At 67.8% G+C, this 14,570-nt stretch carries 8 protein-coding genes and 1 pseudogene; all 9 read right to left on the bottom strand.

Going from position 1 to position 14,570, the window contains the following annotated elements:
* Positions 1-1,704 (bottom strand): acetolactate synthase 2 catalytic subunit, encoded by a 1,704-nt coding sequence (ilvG, locus tag ACTIEW_RS10810; protein WP_439477907.1) that lies wholly within the window; start codon positions 1,702-1,704, stop codon positions 1-3.
* Positions 1,705-1,707: 3 nt separating this feature from the next.
* A complete protein-coding gene (gene ilvC / locus ACTIEW_RS10805; RefSeq protein ID WP_439478028.1) occupies positions 1,708-2,727 on the bottom strand; it encodes a ketol-acid reductoisomerase in 1,020 nt (339 codons plus the stop codon).
* A 7-nt stretch (positions 2,728-2,734) separates the two neighbouring features.
* Entirely contained in the window at positions 2,735-4,468 is a 1,734-nt protein-coding gene (locus ACTIEW_RS10800) for a dihydroxy-acid dehydratase (protein WP_439477906.1), read from the bottom strand.
* 99 nt (positions 4,469-4,567) lie between these two features.
* Entirely contained in the window at positions 4,568-4,783 is a 216-nt protein-coding gene (locus ACTIEW_RS10795; RefSeq protein ID WP_439477905.1) for a hypothetical protein, read from the bottom strand.
* A gap of 652 nt (positions 4,784-5,435) precedes the next feature.
* Positions 5,436-9,911 (bottom strand): glutamate synthase large subunit, encoded by a 4,476-nt coding sequence (gltB, locus tag ACTIEW_RS10790; protein WP_439477904.1) that lies wholly within the window; start codon positions 9,909-9,911, stop codon positions 5,436-5,438.
* The gene (locus ACTIEW_RS10785; RefSeq protein ID WP_439477903.1) at positions 9,908-11,353 is read right to left on the bottom strand and encodes an NAD(P)-dependent oxidoreductase; all 1,446 of its coding nucleotides are present in this window, start codon (positions 11,351-11,353) and stop codon (positions 9,908-9,910) included. The genes gltB and ACTIEW_RS10785 overlap by 4 nt, the downstream gene beginning before the upstream one ends.
* Before the next feature lie 158 nt (positions 11,354-11,511).
* Complete coding sequence (locus ACTIEW_RS10780; RefSeq protein ID WP_439477902.1) at positions 11,512-12,189, bottom strand: TorF family putative porin; 678 nt, start codon at positions 12,187-12,189, stop codon at positions 11,512-11,514.
* Positions 12,190-12,281: 92 nt separating this feature from the next.
* On the bottom strand, positions 12,282-13,637 hold the full coding sequence (locus ACTIEW_RS10775) for an ammonium transporter (RefSeq protein WP_439477901.1): 1,356 nt from the start codon (positions 13,635-13,637) through the stop codon (positions 12,282-12,284).
* Between the two features lie 531 nt (positions 13,638-14,168).
* Positions 14,169-14,354 (bottom strand): annotated as a pseudogene (locus tag ACTIEW_RS10770) (IS110 family transposase); the annotation flags it as partial.
* Between the last annotated feature and the right edge of the window lie 216 nt (positions 14,355-14,570).

Below are 14,570 nucleotides of genomic sequence, written 5' to 3'. Positions count from 1 at the left end.
TCAGGCGCCTTCCATCATTTCGGCGTTGTTCTTTCCGGGCGGGACCAGCGGCCACACATTCTCCCGGGGATCGATGATCACATGCGCGAGGCAGGGGCCGTCGGCGGCCAGCAGGCGGGCGATCCCCGCCGTGACCTCCTCGCGCCGGCTAATTCGGAAGGCTTCGATTCCGAAGGCCTCGGCCACCTTCACGAAGTCCGGATTGTCCGACAGGTCGACCTCGGAATAGTTCTGATTGAAGAACAGCTCCTGCCACTGGCGGACCAGGCCCAGCGAACTGTTGTCCAGCAGCAGGATTTTCACGCCGACGCCGTAGCGGCGCAGCGTCGCCAGTTCCTGGACGTTCATCATGAAGCCGCCGTCACCGGCGACGACGACCACGGTCGCATCCGGATCAGCCAGTTTGGCGCCGATCCCCGCTGGCAGACCGAAGCCCATGGCCCCCAGCCCGCCGGAGGTCAGATGGGCTTCGGGTCGTGCGAAGCGGCAGTGCTGGGCCGCCCACATCTGGTGCTGGCCGACGTCGCAGGCCGCGACGAAGTCGTCGCCGGCCGCCTCCGAGATCGCCTTCAGCAGGGCCGGGGCGTAGACGCCCTCGCCCGGGGCGTCATAGCGGAAGGCCGTCCGCGCGGCGCGCGCGGCGCAGCGCATCATCCACGGATCGATCCGCAGCGGCGCGCCGGCCAGATGCGCGGTCAGGGCCTCGATCCCGGCGGGCAGCTCGCCGGCCACCGCGATCTGCGTCTGGCGCAGCTTGCCGATCTCGGACGCGTCGATGTCGAAATGCACGACGCGGGCATGGGGCGCGAACTCGGCCAGCTTGCCGGTGGCGCGGTCGTCGAACCGGGCGCCGAAGACGATCAGCAGGTCCGTCTCCTGCACCGCCTCATTGGCCGCGCGCGTGCCGTGCATGCCCAGCATGCCCAGGGCGCCGGGGGCGTCCGTGGCGATCGAGCCCAGGGCGTTGAGGGTCGAGACCGACGGGATGCCGGTCGTCTCGGCGAAGGCGCGCAGCTGGTCGACGGCGCCGCCGATCTTCACCCCGCCGCCGACATAAATCAGCGGCCGCTCCGCCTGGCGGATCGCTTCAGCGGCGCGGGCGATCGCATCGTGGTCAACCGGAATGACGGCGTTGGGATAGTGGAAGCCGAAGTCTTGGGTCGTCTGGCCGACCTGGACATCCTTGGGCAGGTCGATCAGGACCGGCCCGGGGCGTCCCGAGGCGGCGATATGGAAGGCCTCCTCCACGGCGGCCGGCACGTCCGCCGGATCGCGGACCAGAATGCTGTGCTTCACGATCGGCAGGGTGACGCCCAGGATATCGATCTCCTGGAAGGCGTCGGTGCCCATGACGGCCTGGGCGACATTGCCGGTGATGCAGACGATCGGGACGGAATCCATCATCGCATTGGCGATGCCGGTGATCAGGTTGGTGGCGCCCGGCCCCGAGGTGGCCAGACAGACCCCAACCCTGCCGCTGCGCCTGGCGTAGGCGTCGGCGGCGAAGGCGGCGGCCTGTTCGTGACGCACCAGGATGTGACGCAGTGATGATCCGGTCAGGGCGTCATAGACCGGCATGATGGCGCCGCCGGGATAGCCGAACACCACCTCCACCCCCAGCCGCTCCAGGGTGGAGACGAGCAGCCGTGCGCCCGATCGGGGCGCGGGTTCGGCGGCTGGCTTGAAGGCGGCGGCGGAGGTCATGGGTCAGGCGGCTTCCGCGGTGGCCGGGCCTTGAGGCGCGTGCAGCCAGGCCATGCGTTCGCGCAGCTTCGCCCCGGTCTTTTCGATCGGCTGTTCGCTGTCGGCCTGGACCCAGGCGTCGTAGCGGGGCTTGCCGGCCTCGTTCTCGGCGATCCATTCGCTGGCGAACTGACCCGACTGGATCTCGTCCAGGATGGTCTTCATCCGGGCGCGGGTTTCGTCGGTGATGATGCGCGGACCGGACTTGACCGAGCCCCATTTCGCCGTTTCCGAGATGAACTCGTTCATCCGGGTGATGCCGCCCTCGTAGAACAGGTCCACGATCAGCTTCAGCTCGTGCATACATTCGAAATAGGCGATCTCGGGCTGGTAGCCGGCCTCTACCAGGGTGTTGAAGCCCGACATGACCAGCTCCTTGGCCCCGCCGCACAGGACCGCCTGCTCGCCGAACAGGTCGGTCTCGGTCTCCTCGCGGAAGGTGGTCTCCAGCAGGCCGCCGGTCGCGCCGCCGTTGCCCTTGGCGTAGCCCATGGCGCGGTCACGGGCCTTGCCGGTGGCGTCCTGCTCGATGGCGAACAGGGAGGGGACGCCGCGGCCGCGCTGGTATTCGCGGCGGACCAGATCGCCCGGTCCCTTCGGCGCGACCAGGATGACGTCCATGTCGGCGCGCGGGGTGATCCGGCCGTAGATGATCGAAAAACCGTGGGCGAACAGGATGGCCGCGCCGGGCTTGGCGTTCGGCTCGATGATGTCGCGATAGACCTCGGCCTGGGCCATGTCGGGCGTCAGGATGGCGATGATGTCGGCATCGCGAACGGCGTCGGCGGGCTCGGCGGTCGGAACGCCGTCGGCGGTGGCGTTCCTCCAGCCCTTGCCGCCGTGGCGCACGCCGGCGACCACGTCATGGCCCGAGTCCTTCAGGTTCTGCGCGTGCGCGCGACCCTGGGACCCATAGCCGATGATGGCGATGCGTTGGCCGGCGATGGCCCCCGGTCGAATATCGTCATTGGTGTAGATGGTGATGGCCATGTCAGGCGTCCTCGTGAGCTTTGATGTCGGCGCGGATTTGGGCCGGCGGCGGGTTGGGAATGGTGACGGCGCCCTGGGACGCCGAGGCGACCGAGGCGCGGTATTTGGCGAAGACGCCGTGCGCCGGGCTGGCTTGTTTCGGGACGAAGCCCGCGCGCCGCGCCGTCAGGTCGGCGTCGACGTCGATGCTGCGGGCGGTCACGTCGATGGTGATGCGGTCGTCGTCGCGGATCAGGGCGATGGGGCCGCCGGCCGCCGCTTCCGGCGAGACATGGCCGGCCACAAAGCCATAGCTGGCGCCCGAGAAGCGGCCGTCGGTGATCAGGGCCACGTCGTTGATGCCCCGTCCCTTCAGCGCCGCCGTGACCTGCAGCATCTCGCGCATGCCGGGGCCGCCCTTCGGCCCCTCGTAGCGGATGACGATGACGTCGCCCTCGCCGACCGAGCCATCCTGCACGGCGTGGAAGGCGTCTTCCTCGCAGTCAAAGACGCAGGCGGGCCCCTCGAAGCGGTCGACCTTGTGGCCGGTCAGCTTGATGACGGCGCCGTCCGGCGCGATGGCCCCGTACAGAACGGCGTAGGAGCCGCGCGCCGTCACCGGTGCGTCGACCGTGGCCACCACCTGCTGGCCCGGCGTCTCGTCCGCCTCGGCGGCCTCCGCGAACAGGCTGCGGCCGCTGACCGTCGGCGCGTTGACGATCTTGCCGGCAGCCGCCAGCCGTTGGGCGACCAGCCGCGTGCCGCCGGCCGCGAACAGATGCGACGCCAGGAACCGTCCGCCCGGCTTCAGGTCGCAGATGACGGGGGTCTCGACACAGGCCTGGTGGCAGTCCTCGACGCCGAAGGCGACGCCGGCCTCGGCCGCGATGGCGGTCAGGTGCATCACAGCATTGGTCGATCCGCCGGAGGCGGAGACAGCGGCGGCGGCGTTCTTCAGGCTGGCGCGGGTGATGTATTTGCGGGCCGTTTCGCCGGCGAAGACCCGCTCGACGATCAGGCGACCGCAACGCTCGCCCTCGGCCGCCTTGCCCGGATCGACGGCGGGCACGTCGTTGGCGCCCATCGGCGACAGGCCCATGATCGTCAGGGCCATGGCCATGGTGTTAGCCGTGAACTGGCCGCCGCAGGCTCCGGCGCCGGGGCAAACAGCGCTCTCGACCGCCTTCAGCCCGGCGTCGTCCAGGGCCCCGGCGGCGTGGGCCCCGATGGCCTCGAAGATGTCCTGGACCGAGACCTCGCGGGCGCCGATCCGGCCCGGCAGGATGGTGCCGCCGTAGTAGACCAGTCCGGGGATATCCATGCGCGCCAGGGCCATGGCCGCCGCCGGGATGGTCTTGTCGCAGCCGACGATGCAGATGACGCCGTCCAGCTGATGTCCCTCGACCGCCAGTTCGATCGAGTCGGCGACGACCTCGCGGCTGATCAGCGAGGCCTTCATCCCCGCCGTGCCCATGGAGATGCCATCGGTGACGACGATGGTGTTGAAGTCGACCGGCCAGCCGCCCGCCGCCCGGATCCCCGCGCGCACATCGTCCGCCAGCCGGTCCAGATGCATGTTGCAGGGGGTCACCGACGACCAGGTGTTGACCACCGCGATCATCGGCTTGTCGAAGTCGGCGTCCTGCATACCGGCCGCGCGCAGATAGCTGCGGGCCGCGGCGCGGTTGGGGCCGGCCGTGACGGCGCGGCTGCGTGCATTCGGCGGTCGATCGTCTGAGGTGAAATCTTGCGTCATTGGCGAAGTCGGTTCCGGAGAGTTCCGGACCGCGCGCAACAAAAAACCCGCTTCCTTTCGGGAGCGGGTGGCTGCGAGCGATCCTGATTTTGCGTTAGGTCAGGTTGCGTGCATCCACACCGCTCCGGGGAGCAGCACAATCGATACAGCGAGAATAAGGGTGCTGAGGGCAAATCGGGCGTCTGACGCGCGCACCGTCGCAGTCGCCATCACGGCGGCGACGGTGTCAGCAATGTTGGCGCGGTTGGCCACGTAGAAGCTCCAGTTCGGTCGAAGGATACCCATAGTTTGCTGCGGCGCAAGATGTTTTTGCAACAATATTGCGCAGCACGGAGAGAATTGGCTTCCGAACGCAAGGATTGCCCTGGGCGAAGTGCGACAGGACTTCCGGCGAATGCATCGCCGGCCGTAAATCCGGGGAGCGCCAGTCCGCTCAGGCGGACTCCTCGCTCGTGCTGTCAGGATAACACTAATTTGTCTTCACTAGGGGCGGCCTAAACCGCTGATGGGGATGAAGTTTCGTGAAGCCGATCTTGTTAAAGCGCCACCGCTTTCCGCCGGATTTCATCCGCCGCGCGATCCGGCTCTATTGACGCTTCAGCCAGAGTTTTCGTGGCGTCGAGGAGCTGATGGCGCAGCGGGGCATTGACGTTAGTTACGAGACGATCTGCTGCTGGACGATCAAGTTCGAACTGCTGATCGCGAGGCGGCTGAAGCACCGCAGCCGGCTCCGTCGCCGCGGGCATATGGAGAGATGGTCTGCAAGAGTGGTGGATGTAGATCGGTCTCCAAATCGGGGACCCCATCAACTCTGGCCAAATGGCTGATCTAAAGGGGGTTCCAGCCGTAGGCGGTAGAAGATCGGCAACGTGCGGGAACATACCCCAAGCGGATTTTTATTCATTCATACCCGTCAGTTAACGAAATGGCAGGGGGTTGCGTTTTGGACGCCGATCCACAGTCGAGATTACCGCGGAGCCAGATTTGCAACCACGGTGCCCTCAAACTGCCTTTCGAGCCGCGGCAGGACATGGCGGAATCGGGCGACGCAATCAGGCCAGGTTTCGAGGAGGCGCTGCGCATTCGGCGAACAGGTCTCCACAGCATGGCGTGCGATTAGGGCCCGCAAACGGATCGCCGCCATGCCGATGACCGGGCCGCCCACCACCGAGTCCGCATTGAAGCGGAGAGGCGCGGTCCCGTGGGGGTCGTGGATGAACGCCTCTCCGCCGGACATGCCGGCGCCGAAATTCCACCCGGTCGCGCCGAGGATCACCACTGTCCCGCCGGTCATATATTCGCAGCCATGCGCCCCGCAGCCCTCGACCACTGCGGTTGCCCCGGAGTTTCTGACCGCAAACCGCTCACCTGCCGCGCCCGCCGCGAACAGGGCGCCGGAGGTGGCGCCGTACAGGCAGGTGTTTCCGATCAGGGCCTCGCCGACCGCCCACGAGGTCGGCCGCACGATGACCTCGGCGCCCGACAGCCCCTTGCCCACATAGTCATTGGCCTCGCCGTCTAGCTCGATGCGCAGGCCGGTCATGCCCCAGGCCGCCAGCGACTGGCCCGCCGCCCCGCGCAATTTCAGAGTCAAATGGCTGGCGGGCAGGTTTGAACCGTAGCGCCGCACGATGTGCGAAGAGATGCGTGCGCCGATGGCCCGTTGGGTATTGGTCACGGCATAGGTCAGGGACATCTTCTCCCGGCGGTCGAGGAAGCGCGCCGCGTCCTCGATGATGCGGGCGTCTAGGGTGTCGGGCACGGCGTTGTAGGGCGCTTCGGCGCAACGCACCTCGCCCTCCCCGACCCGCACCAGCAGAGGGTTGAGGTCGAGGTCGTCCAGATCGGCGTCGCCCCGCGACACCTGACGCAGCAGATCGGTCCGCCCGACCGCCTCGTGCAGCGACCGCAGGCCCAGCGAGGCCAGCACCTCGCGCGTCTCTTCGGCGATGAAGCTGAACAGATTGACCACCTTGTCGGGCGTGCCCGTGAACATGGCGCGCAGCCGCTCGTCCTGGACGCAGACCCCGACCGGACAGGTGTTGGAATGGCACTGGCGCACCATCAGACAGCCGACGGCGATCAGGCTGGCCGTGCCGATGCCGAACTCCTCGGCCCCCAGCATGGCGGCGATGACGATGTCCCGCCCGGTGCGCAGTCCGCCGTCCGTGCGCAGCCGCACCCGACCGCGCAGACCGTTGAGACTCAGCACCTGATGCGCCTCGGACAGCCCCAGTTCCCACGGCATGCCGGCGTGTTTGATCGACCCCAGCGCCGAGGCCCCGGTGCCGCCGTTGTGCCCGGCGATCAGGATGACGTCGGCCTTGGCCTTGGCCACCCCCGCCGCCACCGCGCCGATGCCCGACTGGGACACCAGTTTGACCGTCACCCGCGCGTCCGGATTGACCTGTTTCAGGTCGTAGATCAGCTGGGCCAAGTCCTCGATCGAATAGACGTCATGGTGCGGCGGCGGGCTGATCAGCCCCACGCCCGGCGTCGAATGGCGCATCCGGGCGATGAATTCGGTGACCTTGAAACCGGGGAGCTGGCCGCCCTCGCCCGGCTTGGCGCCCTGGGCCACCTTGATCTCGATCTCGCGGCACTGGTTCAGATATTCGGCGGTGACGCCGAACCGGCCCGAGGCGATCTGCTTGACCGCGCTGTTGGCGTTGTCGCCGTTCGGGCGCGGCGTATAGCGCGCCGGATCCTCGCCGCCCTCGCCGGAGACCGAGCGGGCCCCGATCCGGTTCATGGCGATGTTGAGCGTCTCATGGGCCTCGGGCGACAGGGCGCCGAGAGACATGCCGGGGGTGACGAAGCGCCGGCGGATGTCGTTGACGCTCTCGACCTCGTCCACGGCGACGGGAACGGCCTCGCGGAAATCCAGCAGGTCGCGCAGGGCGGTCGACGGCAGTTCCCGCACCCGGCGGCTGTAGGCCTTGAACCGCCCGTAGTCGCCGCGCGTGGTCGCATCCTGCAGCCGGTGAATCAGTTCGGCGTCCCAGCCGTGGGTCTCCTCGCCCGCCCGGATACGGTGCGAGCCGCCGATGCGCAGCGACGGGCGCCAGGCCTCGAATCCCCGTGCCGTCTTGCGAACAACCTGGGCCTCGATCCCCGCCAGGCCGATGCCTGAGATGCGCGAGGTCATGCCGGGGAAGAACTCCGCCACCAGCGCCCGCGACAGCCCCAGAGCCTCGAACTCGCAGGCCCCGCGATAGGCCGAGATGACGGAAATGCCCTTCTTGGCCAGAATCTTCATCAGCCCGGCCTCAACCGCCGCCTTGTGGTTCAGGCAGGCCTCACGCAGCGTCAGACCCGGATAGCGCCCACCCTCCAGACGTTCGAGAAAGGTCTCCTGCGCCAGCCAGCCGTTGACCGCCGTGGCGCCCACCCCGACCAGCACCGCAAAGGCGTGGGCGTCGATGGCCTCGGCCGCGCGCACGACGAGCGAGCAGAAGGTGCGCAAGCCTTCGTCCACCAGCCGGCCATGCACGGCGGCGGTCGCCAAGATCATCGGGATCAGCGGCCGGTTCTCTCCCATCCGTTCATCGGTCAGGACGATCAGGCCCGCTCCGCCGCGCGCCGCCGCCACCGCCTCGTCCCGGATGCGGTCCAGCGCCCCCTTCAGCCCGCCCTCTCCAGCGGGGAAGGTGCAGTCGATGATTGTGGTGGCGCCCGCGCCCACCACGTCCAGCATCCGCTCGTACATGCCGGTCGTCAGCACCGGGCTGTCCAGCACGAAGACCTGGGTCTGGGTCTCGTCCTGGGCGAGGATGTTGCCGAGGTTCTTGAACCGCGTCCGCAGACTCATCGCTCCGGATTCGCGCAGCGGGTCGATCGGCGGATTGGTCACCTGGGCGAAGGCCTGACGGAAATAATGGGCGAAGGGCCGGTCCTGATGCGACAGCACCGCCGGTGGCGCATCGTCGCCCATCGAGGCCACCGCCTCCTTGCCCTCGCCGGCCATGGGATCCAGCAGGGTGTCGATGTCTTCCTGGGTCCAGCCGACCACGGCCTGGAAACGCGTCAGGGCCTCGCCCGCCAGCCGCCGCGGCTCCGGTCCGGGGCCGATGCGTGGCTCCAGCTCGACCATGTTCGACAGCCACTGGCGATACGGCAGCGCCGCCGCCAGCCGGTCGACCGTCTGGGTCTCGTCGTAGAGGACGCCCGCCTCCAGATCGACGGAGATCATCCGCCCGCCGCCGATGTGCAGCCGGCGCTTGATCCGCTCGTCGGCGACGCCGGTCATCCCTACCTCGGAGCCACAGATCAGCAGGCCGTCGACCGTTTCGGCGACCCGCAGCGGGCGCAGGCCGTTGCGGTCCTTGCCCGCCACCACCCACCGGCCATCGGTGGCGCAGACGGCGGCCGGTCCGTCCCACGGCTCCATCACGGCGTTGCAGTAGGCGTAGAGGGCGCGGTGGTCGTCCGAGACCACGCCCTCGATCGGCGCCTCCGGCATCAGCAGGGCCTTGACCATCGGCGCCGGGCGTCCGGCGCGAACCAGTACTTCGAAGACATTATCCAGCGCCGCGGAATCCGAACCTCCGGCCTGGATCACCGGCTTGACCGTGGCGTCATCGGCGCCGAAGGCCTCGGCCGTCATGCGGATCTCATGACTGCGCATCCAGCTGGCGTTGCCGCGCAGGGTGTTGATCTCGCCGTTGTGGGCCAGCATCCGGAATGGCTGGGCCAGCCGCCATTCGGGGAAGGTGTTGGTCGAATAGCGCTGGTGGAACAGGGCCACATTGGCCTCGACCCGCGGGTCGGTGAGGTCCGGATAGAAGTCGGCCAGCGCCTGGGCCAACATCATCCCCTTGTAGATGACCGACCGCGCCGACAGGGAGCAGATGTAGAATTGCTGCAGGCCCGAGGCCGTCGCCCGTGCCTCGATCCGGCGGCGCAGCAGATACAGCGCCCGCTCCAGTTCCTCGCCGTCCAGACCGTCGGGCGCGCTGAGCATGATCTGTTCGATCTCGGGCCGGGTCGCGGCGGCGCGCTGGCCCAGCACCGGCACATGGGTCGGCACCTGACGCCAGCCGTAGAGCCAGAAGCCCGCTGCCATCACCTCACGCTCGACGATGGTGCGGGCCCGCTCCTGCGCCGCCAAGTCGACCCGCGGCAGGAAAATCATCCCGACGGCGATGGGGCCGGGCCGCGGTTCGTGCCCGGCGTCGCGCACCTGGGCCTCGAAGAAGGCGCGCGGCAGGCCGATCAACAAGCCGGCGCCGTCGCCTGACTTGCCGTCCGCGTCGACCGCGCCCCGGTGCCAGATGGCCTTCAGCGCCTTCAGGGCCAGGTCGATGACCTCGCGGCGCGGCTTGCCGTCGATGGCGGCGACCAGCCCCACGCCGCAGGCGTCACGCTCGGACGCCGGATCATAAGCGTGGCCGTCTATCAACCGCTGTCGGTTGGCCTGATACTGTTCCGGATCGAAGCTCATGCCGCCGCCCTCTGACGGCTGGACAGCCAGGCGTCGATCTCGGCCGCCGCGTCCTGCCCGTCCCTGACCGCCCAGACCACCAGCGAGGCGCCGCGCACGATGTCCCCGGCGGCGAACACGCCTTCCAGCGTCGTCGCCTTGGTGTGCCCGGCCGTGCGGATGGTCCGCCAGTCCGTCAAGGCCAGGTCGGGCTCGGCGAACAGGCCCGGCATGTCCTCGGGCTCGAAGCCCAGGGCCTCGATCACCAGATCGGCGGCCAGGTCGAACTCCCCGCCCGGAACCGGCGCGACACTCCAGCGACCGTCGGCGGACTGGGCGGCCAGGGCCATCCGCTGGCCCCGCACCCCGGTCACCCGGTCGGCCCCGCCCAGAACGGCGCGCGGCGCGGCCAGCCATTCGAACACCACGCCTTCCTCCTCGGCATTGGAGACCTCGCGCGCGCTGCCCGGCATGTTTTCGCGGTCGCGCCGATACAGGCAGGTCACCGAAGCCGCGCCCTGACGCACCGCTGTGCGCACGCAGTCCATGGCCGTGTCGCCGCCGCCGATCACCACCACCCGCTTGCCCGCCGCGTCCAGGGCGCCGCTGTCGAAAGCTGGGACCGCATCGCCCAACCCCTTGCGGTTCGAGGCGACCAGATAGTCGAGGGCCGCGATCACCCCGGTCGAGCCGCAGCCCGGCGCCGTCAGCCGCCGCGCCTGATAGACCCCGGTCGCCACCAGCACGGCGTCATGCGCCGCCCGCACCTCCGCGAACGTGAGGTCGCTCGCGCCAGAGCCCCCGATGTCGACGCCTAGCCGAAAGGCCACGCCGCCCTCGGCCAGCCGGTCGAGCCGCCGCTGAACGACAGGCTTCTCCAGCTTGAACCCCGGAATGCCATACATCAGCAGGCCGCCCGCGCGGTCGTGCCGGTCATAGACGGTCACGGCATAGCCGGCCGACCGCAGCCGATCCGCAGCCGCCATCCCCGCCGGCCCTGCACCGACGACGCCCACCGACTGGCCCCGCTCCACGCGCGGGCGGACCGGTTCGACCCAGCCGTTCTCGAAAGCCATGTCGCCCAGCCAGCGCTCGACCGAGCCGATGGTCACCGTCTCCCAGCCCGACTGCTCGAGGGTGCAGGCCCCCTCGCACAACCGGTCCTGCGGACAGATACGGCCGCAGATTTCGGGCATGGTGGACGTCGCCTCGGACTGACGCCAGGCCTCCGCGGCGCGACCCTCGGCGGCGAGGCGCAGCCAGTCAGGGATGTTGTTCTGCAGGGGGCAGCCGGTCTGGCAGAAGGGCACGCCGCACTGTGCGCAACGGCTGGACTGGGCCTTCCCGGCCACAGGGCTGAAGTCGGCGTAGATTTCCGCAAAATCGCGCACGCGTTCGGTCACCGGCGTCCTGGCCGGTCCGGTCCTCGGCGTGACCACGAATGTCTGGTTCAGCGACGCCACTTCGATCCTTTCGCTATCGCACAGGGCTTAAGGTCGATCGGGCAATCGGGCAACTTCCGTGCAGGTTGTGCGCATCTTGCCTCTCATGACGCAAAAACAAACCAGCCAGACGCACATGATTGCAACGTCCGACCGATTCGCCTTGTGCAGTGCAAATATCAGAACAGGAATTTGAGCGCGCCCACCACGCGATCATCGGATAGCGGGCCGACTACGTCTGTGTCGTGATAACGGACATCGATCGCGACATGGTCGGTGAAGGCATAGGCGATCCCGGCGTTCCAGGTGGCGTAGTCGGCGTTGACGTCCAGCGACTGGTGGCCGACGGCCCCCGACACGGTCCATTGCGGCGCCGGCGAAAAGGCGGCGCTGGCCTCGACATAGACAGCTTCTTCATCGGCCCCGAAAAAGTCGGGCGACCAGTAGGCAGCGGCTCCCAGGGTCACCGGTCCGATGGCGCGCGAGACGGCGGCCTTGAACTCGGCGTAGTCATAGTCCGCTCCGGCCGGCGCGGAGACGTACAGATAGCCGACCACGCCGACGTCAACGGCAAAGCCCGCGGCCTCGGTCCGATAGCCGCCGTAGATGTCGACCTCGGCGTCGGTGTCATCGCCGAATTCGACGTTCGAGGCCCAGGCCCCGGCGTAGAAACTGCCGACGGTCAGATCGACGCCGCCGAAGATGGCGGGGTCTTCAGCAGTCTGGCTGTAGCCGCGGAAGACATAGTCGGTGGTCACGCCGAGGTTCCAGGCGATCTCGGGCGTTTCCTGGGCCGAGGCGGCCCCGGCGGTCAGAAGCGTAGCCACGGCGGCCGCGCAGGCAAGAGCGGTTCTCATCAACGTATCCCCTTGTTTTTAATGGCTTGCGAGACTCACGCATACTGGTGGCGGCGCGGAGGGGAAGCTCCGCACCGCCGGCGACGGGACGGTCAGACGCCTTCCATCACCTCGCCGTGCAGGTGTCCGTCCAGGCCCTCTTGCTCCTGTTCGGCGGTCACCCGCAGGCCGGTCGTGAACTTGCAGACGACCAGGATCAGGAAGGTCACGACGGCGCTCCAGCCGATGGTGACGCCCAGACCCCAGGCCTGTTTGGCGAGGGTCGCGCCCTCGGCCACGCCGTTGACCGCGGCCGAGGCGAAGACCCCGGTCAACAGCGCGCCGAGGATGCCGCCGGCGCCGTGGATGCCGAAGGCGTCGAGGCTGTCGTCATAACGCAGCAGCTTCTTGATCCAGACCGAGGCCGCGTAGCAGACCGGACCCGAGGCCAGGCCGATGATCACCGCCCCCTTGGGATCGACCAGCCCGGCCGCTGGCGTGATGGCGACCAGACCGGCGATCAGTCCGGACAGCACGCCGATCAACGACGGCTTCCGCTTCTCCATGACCTCGACGATCTTCCAGGTGAGGGAGCCGGCCATGGCGGCCAGGATGGTGTTCAGGATAGCGACCGAGGCGATTGCGTCTGCGGTCCAGGCCGAGCCGGCGTTGAAGCCGATCCAGCCGACCAGCAGCAGCGAGGCGCCGATCATGGTCAGCACCGGATTGTGGGCGACCATGCTATCCTTGCCGTAGCCCTTCCGGGCGCCGAGGAAGATCGCGCAAACCAGACCGGCCACGCCCGCATTGACATGCACGACGGCGCCGCCAGCGAAGTCCAGCACACCCGCGGAGCCCAGAAAGCCGCCGCCCCAGACCCAGTGACAGATCGGAGCATAGACCAGCAGCGTCCACAGGCCAGTGAACAGCAGCAGGCCGGAATATTTAATCCGCTCGGCGAACGCCCCCGCGATCAGCGCCGGCGTGATGATGGCGAAGGTCAGCTGGTAGGCGATCCAGAGGTACTCCGGCAGGCCCGGCGCCAGGCTGTGCGCCGTCGTCGGCGTGACCCCGTTCAGGAACAGAGCCTGAAACGACCCGATGTAGCTCTGCACCTCATCGCCCGAATAGCCGCCGACGGGCTGGCCGACGCCGAACGACAGGCCATAGCCGGCTATAAACCACGCCAGGGTGACCACGGAAGCCACGCCCAGCGACTGGGTGATGGTGGCGATGACGTTCTTGCGGCGGACCATGCCGCCGTAAAATAAAGCCAGCCCCGGCAAGGTCATCAGCAGGACCAAGGCGGTTGATGTCAGAATCCAGCCGGTCGCCGCCCCGTCGAGGGCCAGCGGCGCCTGGTGCGCCAGGAGCGCCGGCGTCGCCGCTGCGGCTGCCGAAGCCGTGCCGGCTACCCCTCCAAGAAGAAGAACAGGGGCTCCCGCGAGCCCGATACGAAGTCGTGTCATTTGATCCCCCAGGACAACATTACGCATTTGCGAAATGTTTACCGCAACTGCGAAGCGCGCAAGGGAGTTTGGAAAAAAGATAGAAAAAACTTGCGGGAACGGAAAGATTGGCAGCAATCCCCACAAATGATCACCTCAGACGAACGGTTTTCGCCGAAAAACGTCCACAGTAGGTTGTTCGCAATTGCAGCAATCCGAACGGGGCCGCGCCGCGTGGGACCCCCTCAGAGGGGCTTATGCGCATTTCTGCGGTCGCCGATGGGACCTCTCCGGACGGTGCTGTCCTCTGTGGATGACCCCTGCGCTGCAAGTGTGAATTTGGTTTGATATCGGGATATGTCGGGGTGCGGTCATCCGTCCGGCCTGTTGGCGCGGCACTGATGTCCGCTGGCCCTGATGGAGTCCGCTAGCCAGGTCCCTGTCAGTCCATCGAGCTCAAGGCTCCGACAGCACCTCGGGTTGTCCTGGCCTGCGCCGCGTTCAGATCGTCATCATCATCCCTGTGCACCCTCACAGTTCGGAGCGGCGACGCTGGGCCCAGAAATGCGCGGTGGCACAGGCTTCCATGCCGACGAGGCATGCCGGGATCGACTGGAAGAACTTGATCACCTCGGCGTGGCGCAGCTTCTTCGTGACGGTCACCCGGCCAGTGGCGTCGACGCCGTGGACCTGAAACACAGACTTGGCGAGATCAATCCCGATCGTGGTAGCGTTCATGGTGGTTGGCTCCTCGTAGGTGGGCGCTTCAATCAACGGCCACCCTATGGCGCTCAGACGCCGGACACAGGGGCCATCCACCCCATCAAACTAATGACAACTTGTCTTCATCAGGCAGGGCCCCAGCGCCGACGTTGGGTCCGTCCGCTGACCGTCAGGCGCCTAGAGCGGGACTCGTTCACACGGAACCGTATCCGGAGTTGACGAGGTAGTTGG

The sequence above is a fragment of the Brevundimonas sp. genome (assembly GCF_051860745.1).
Lineage (GTDB): Bacteria > Pseudomonadota > Alphaproteobacteria > Caulobacterales > Caulobacteraceae > Brevundimonas.
Note: the sequence above shows the minus strand (reverse complement) of the source record. Positions and strands in the feature narration are given on the sequence as shown.

Excerpts from the sequence above, each read along its gene's own strand:
- ilvG (WP_439477907.1), bottom strand. The coding sequence starts at position 1,704 with ATGACCTCCGCCGCCGCCTTCAAGCCAGCCGCCGAACCCGCGCCCCGA.
- ACTIEW_RS10800 (WP_439477906.1), bottom strand. The coding sequence starts at position 4,468 with ATGACGCAAGATTTCACCTCAGACGATCGACCGCCGAATGCACGCAGC.
- gltB (WP_439477904.1), bottom strand. The coding sequence starts at position 9,911 with ATGAGCTTCGATCCGGAACAGTATCAGGCCAACCGACAGCGGTTGATA.
- ACTIEW_RS10780 (WP_439477902.1), bottom strand. The coding sequence starts at position 12,189 with ATGAGAACCGCTCTTGCCTGCGCGGCCGCCGTGGCTACGCTTCTGACC.
- ACTIEW_RS10775 (WP_439477901.1), bottom strand. The coding sequence starts at position 13,637 with ATGACACGACTTCGTATCGGGCTCGCGGGAGCCCCTGTTCTTCTTCTT.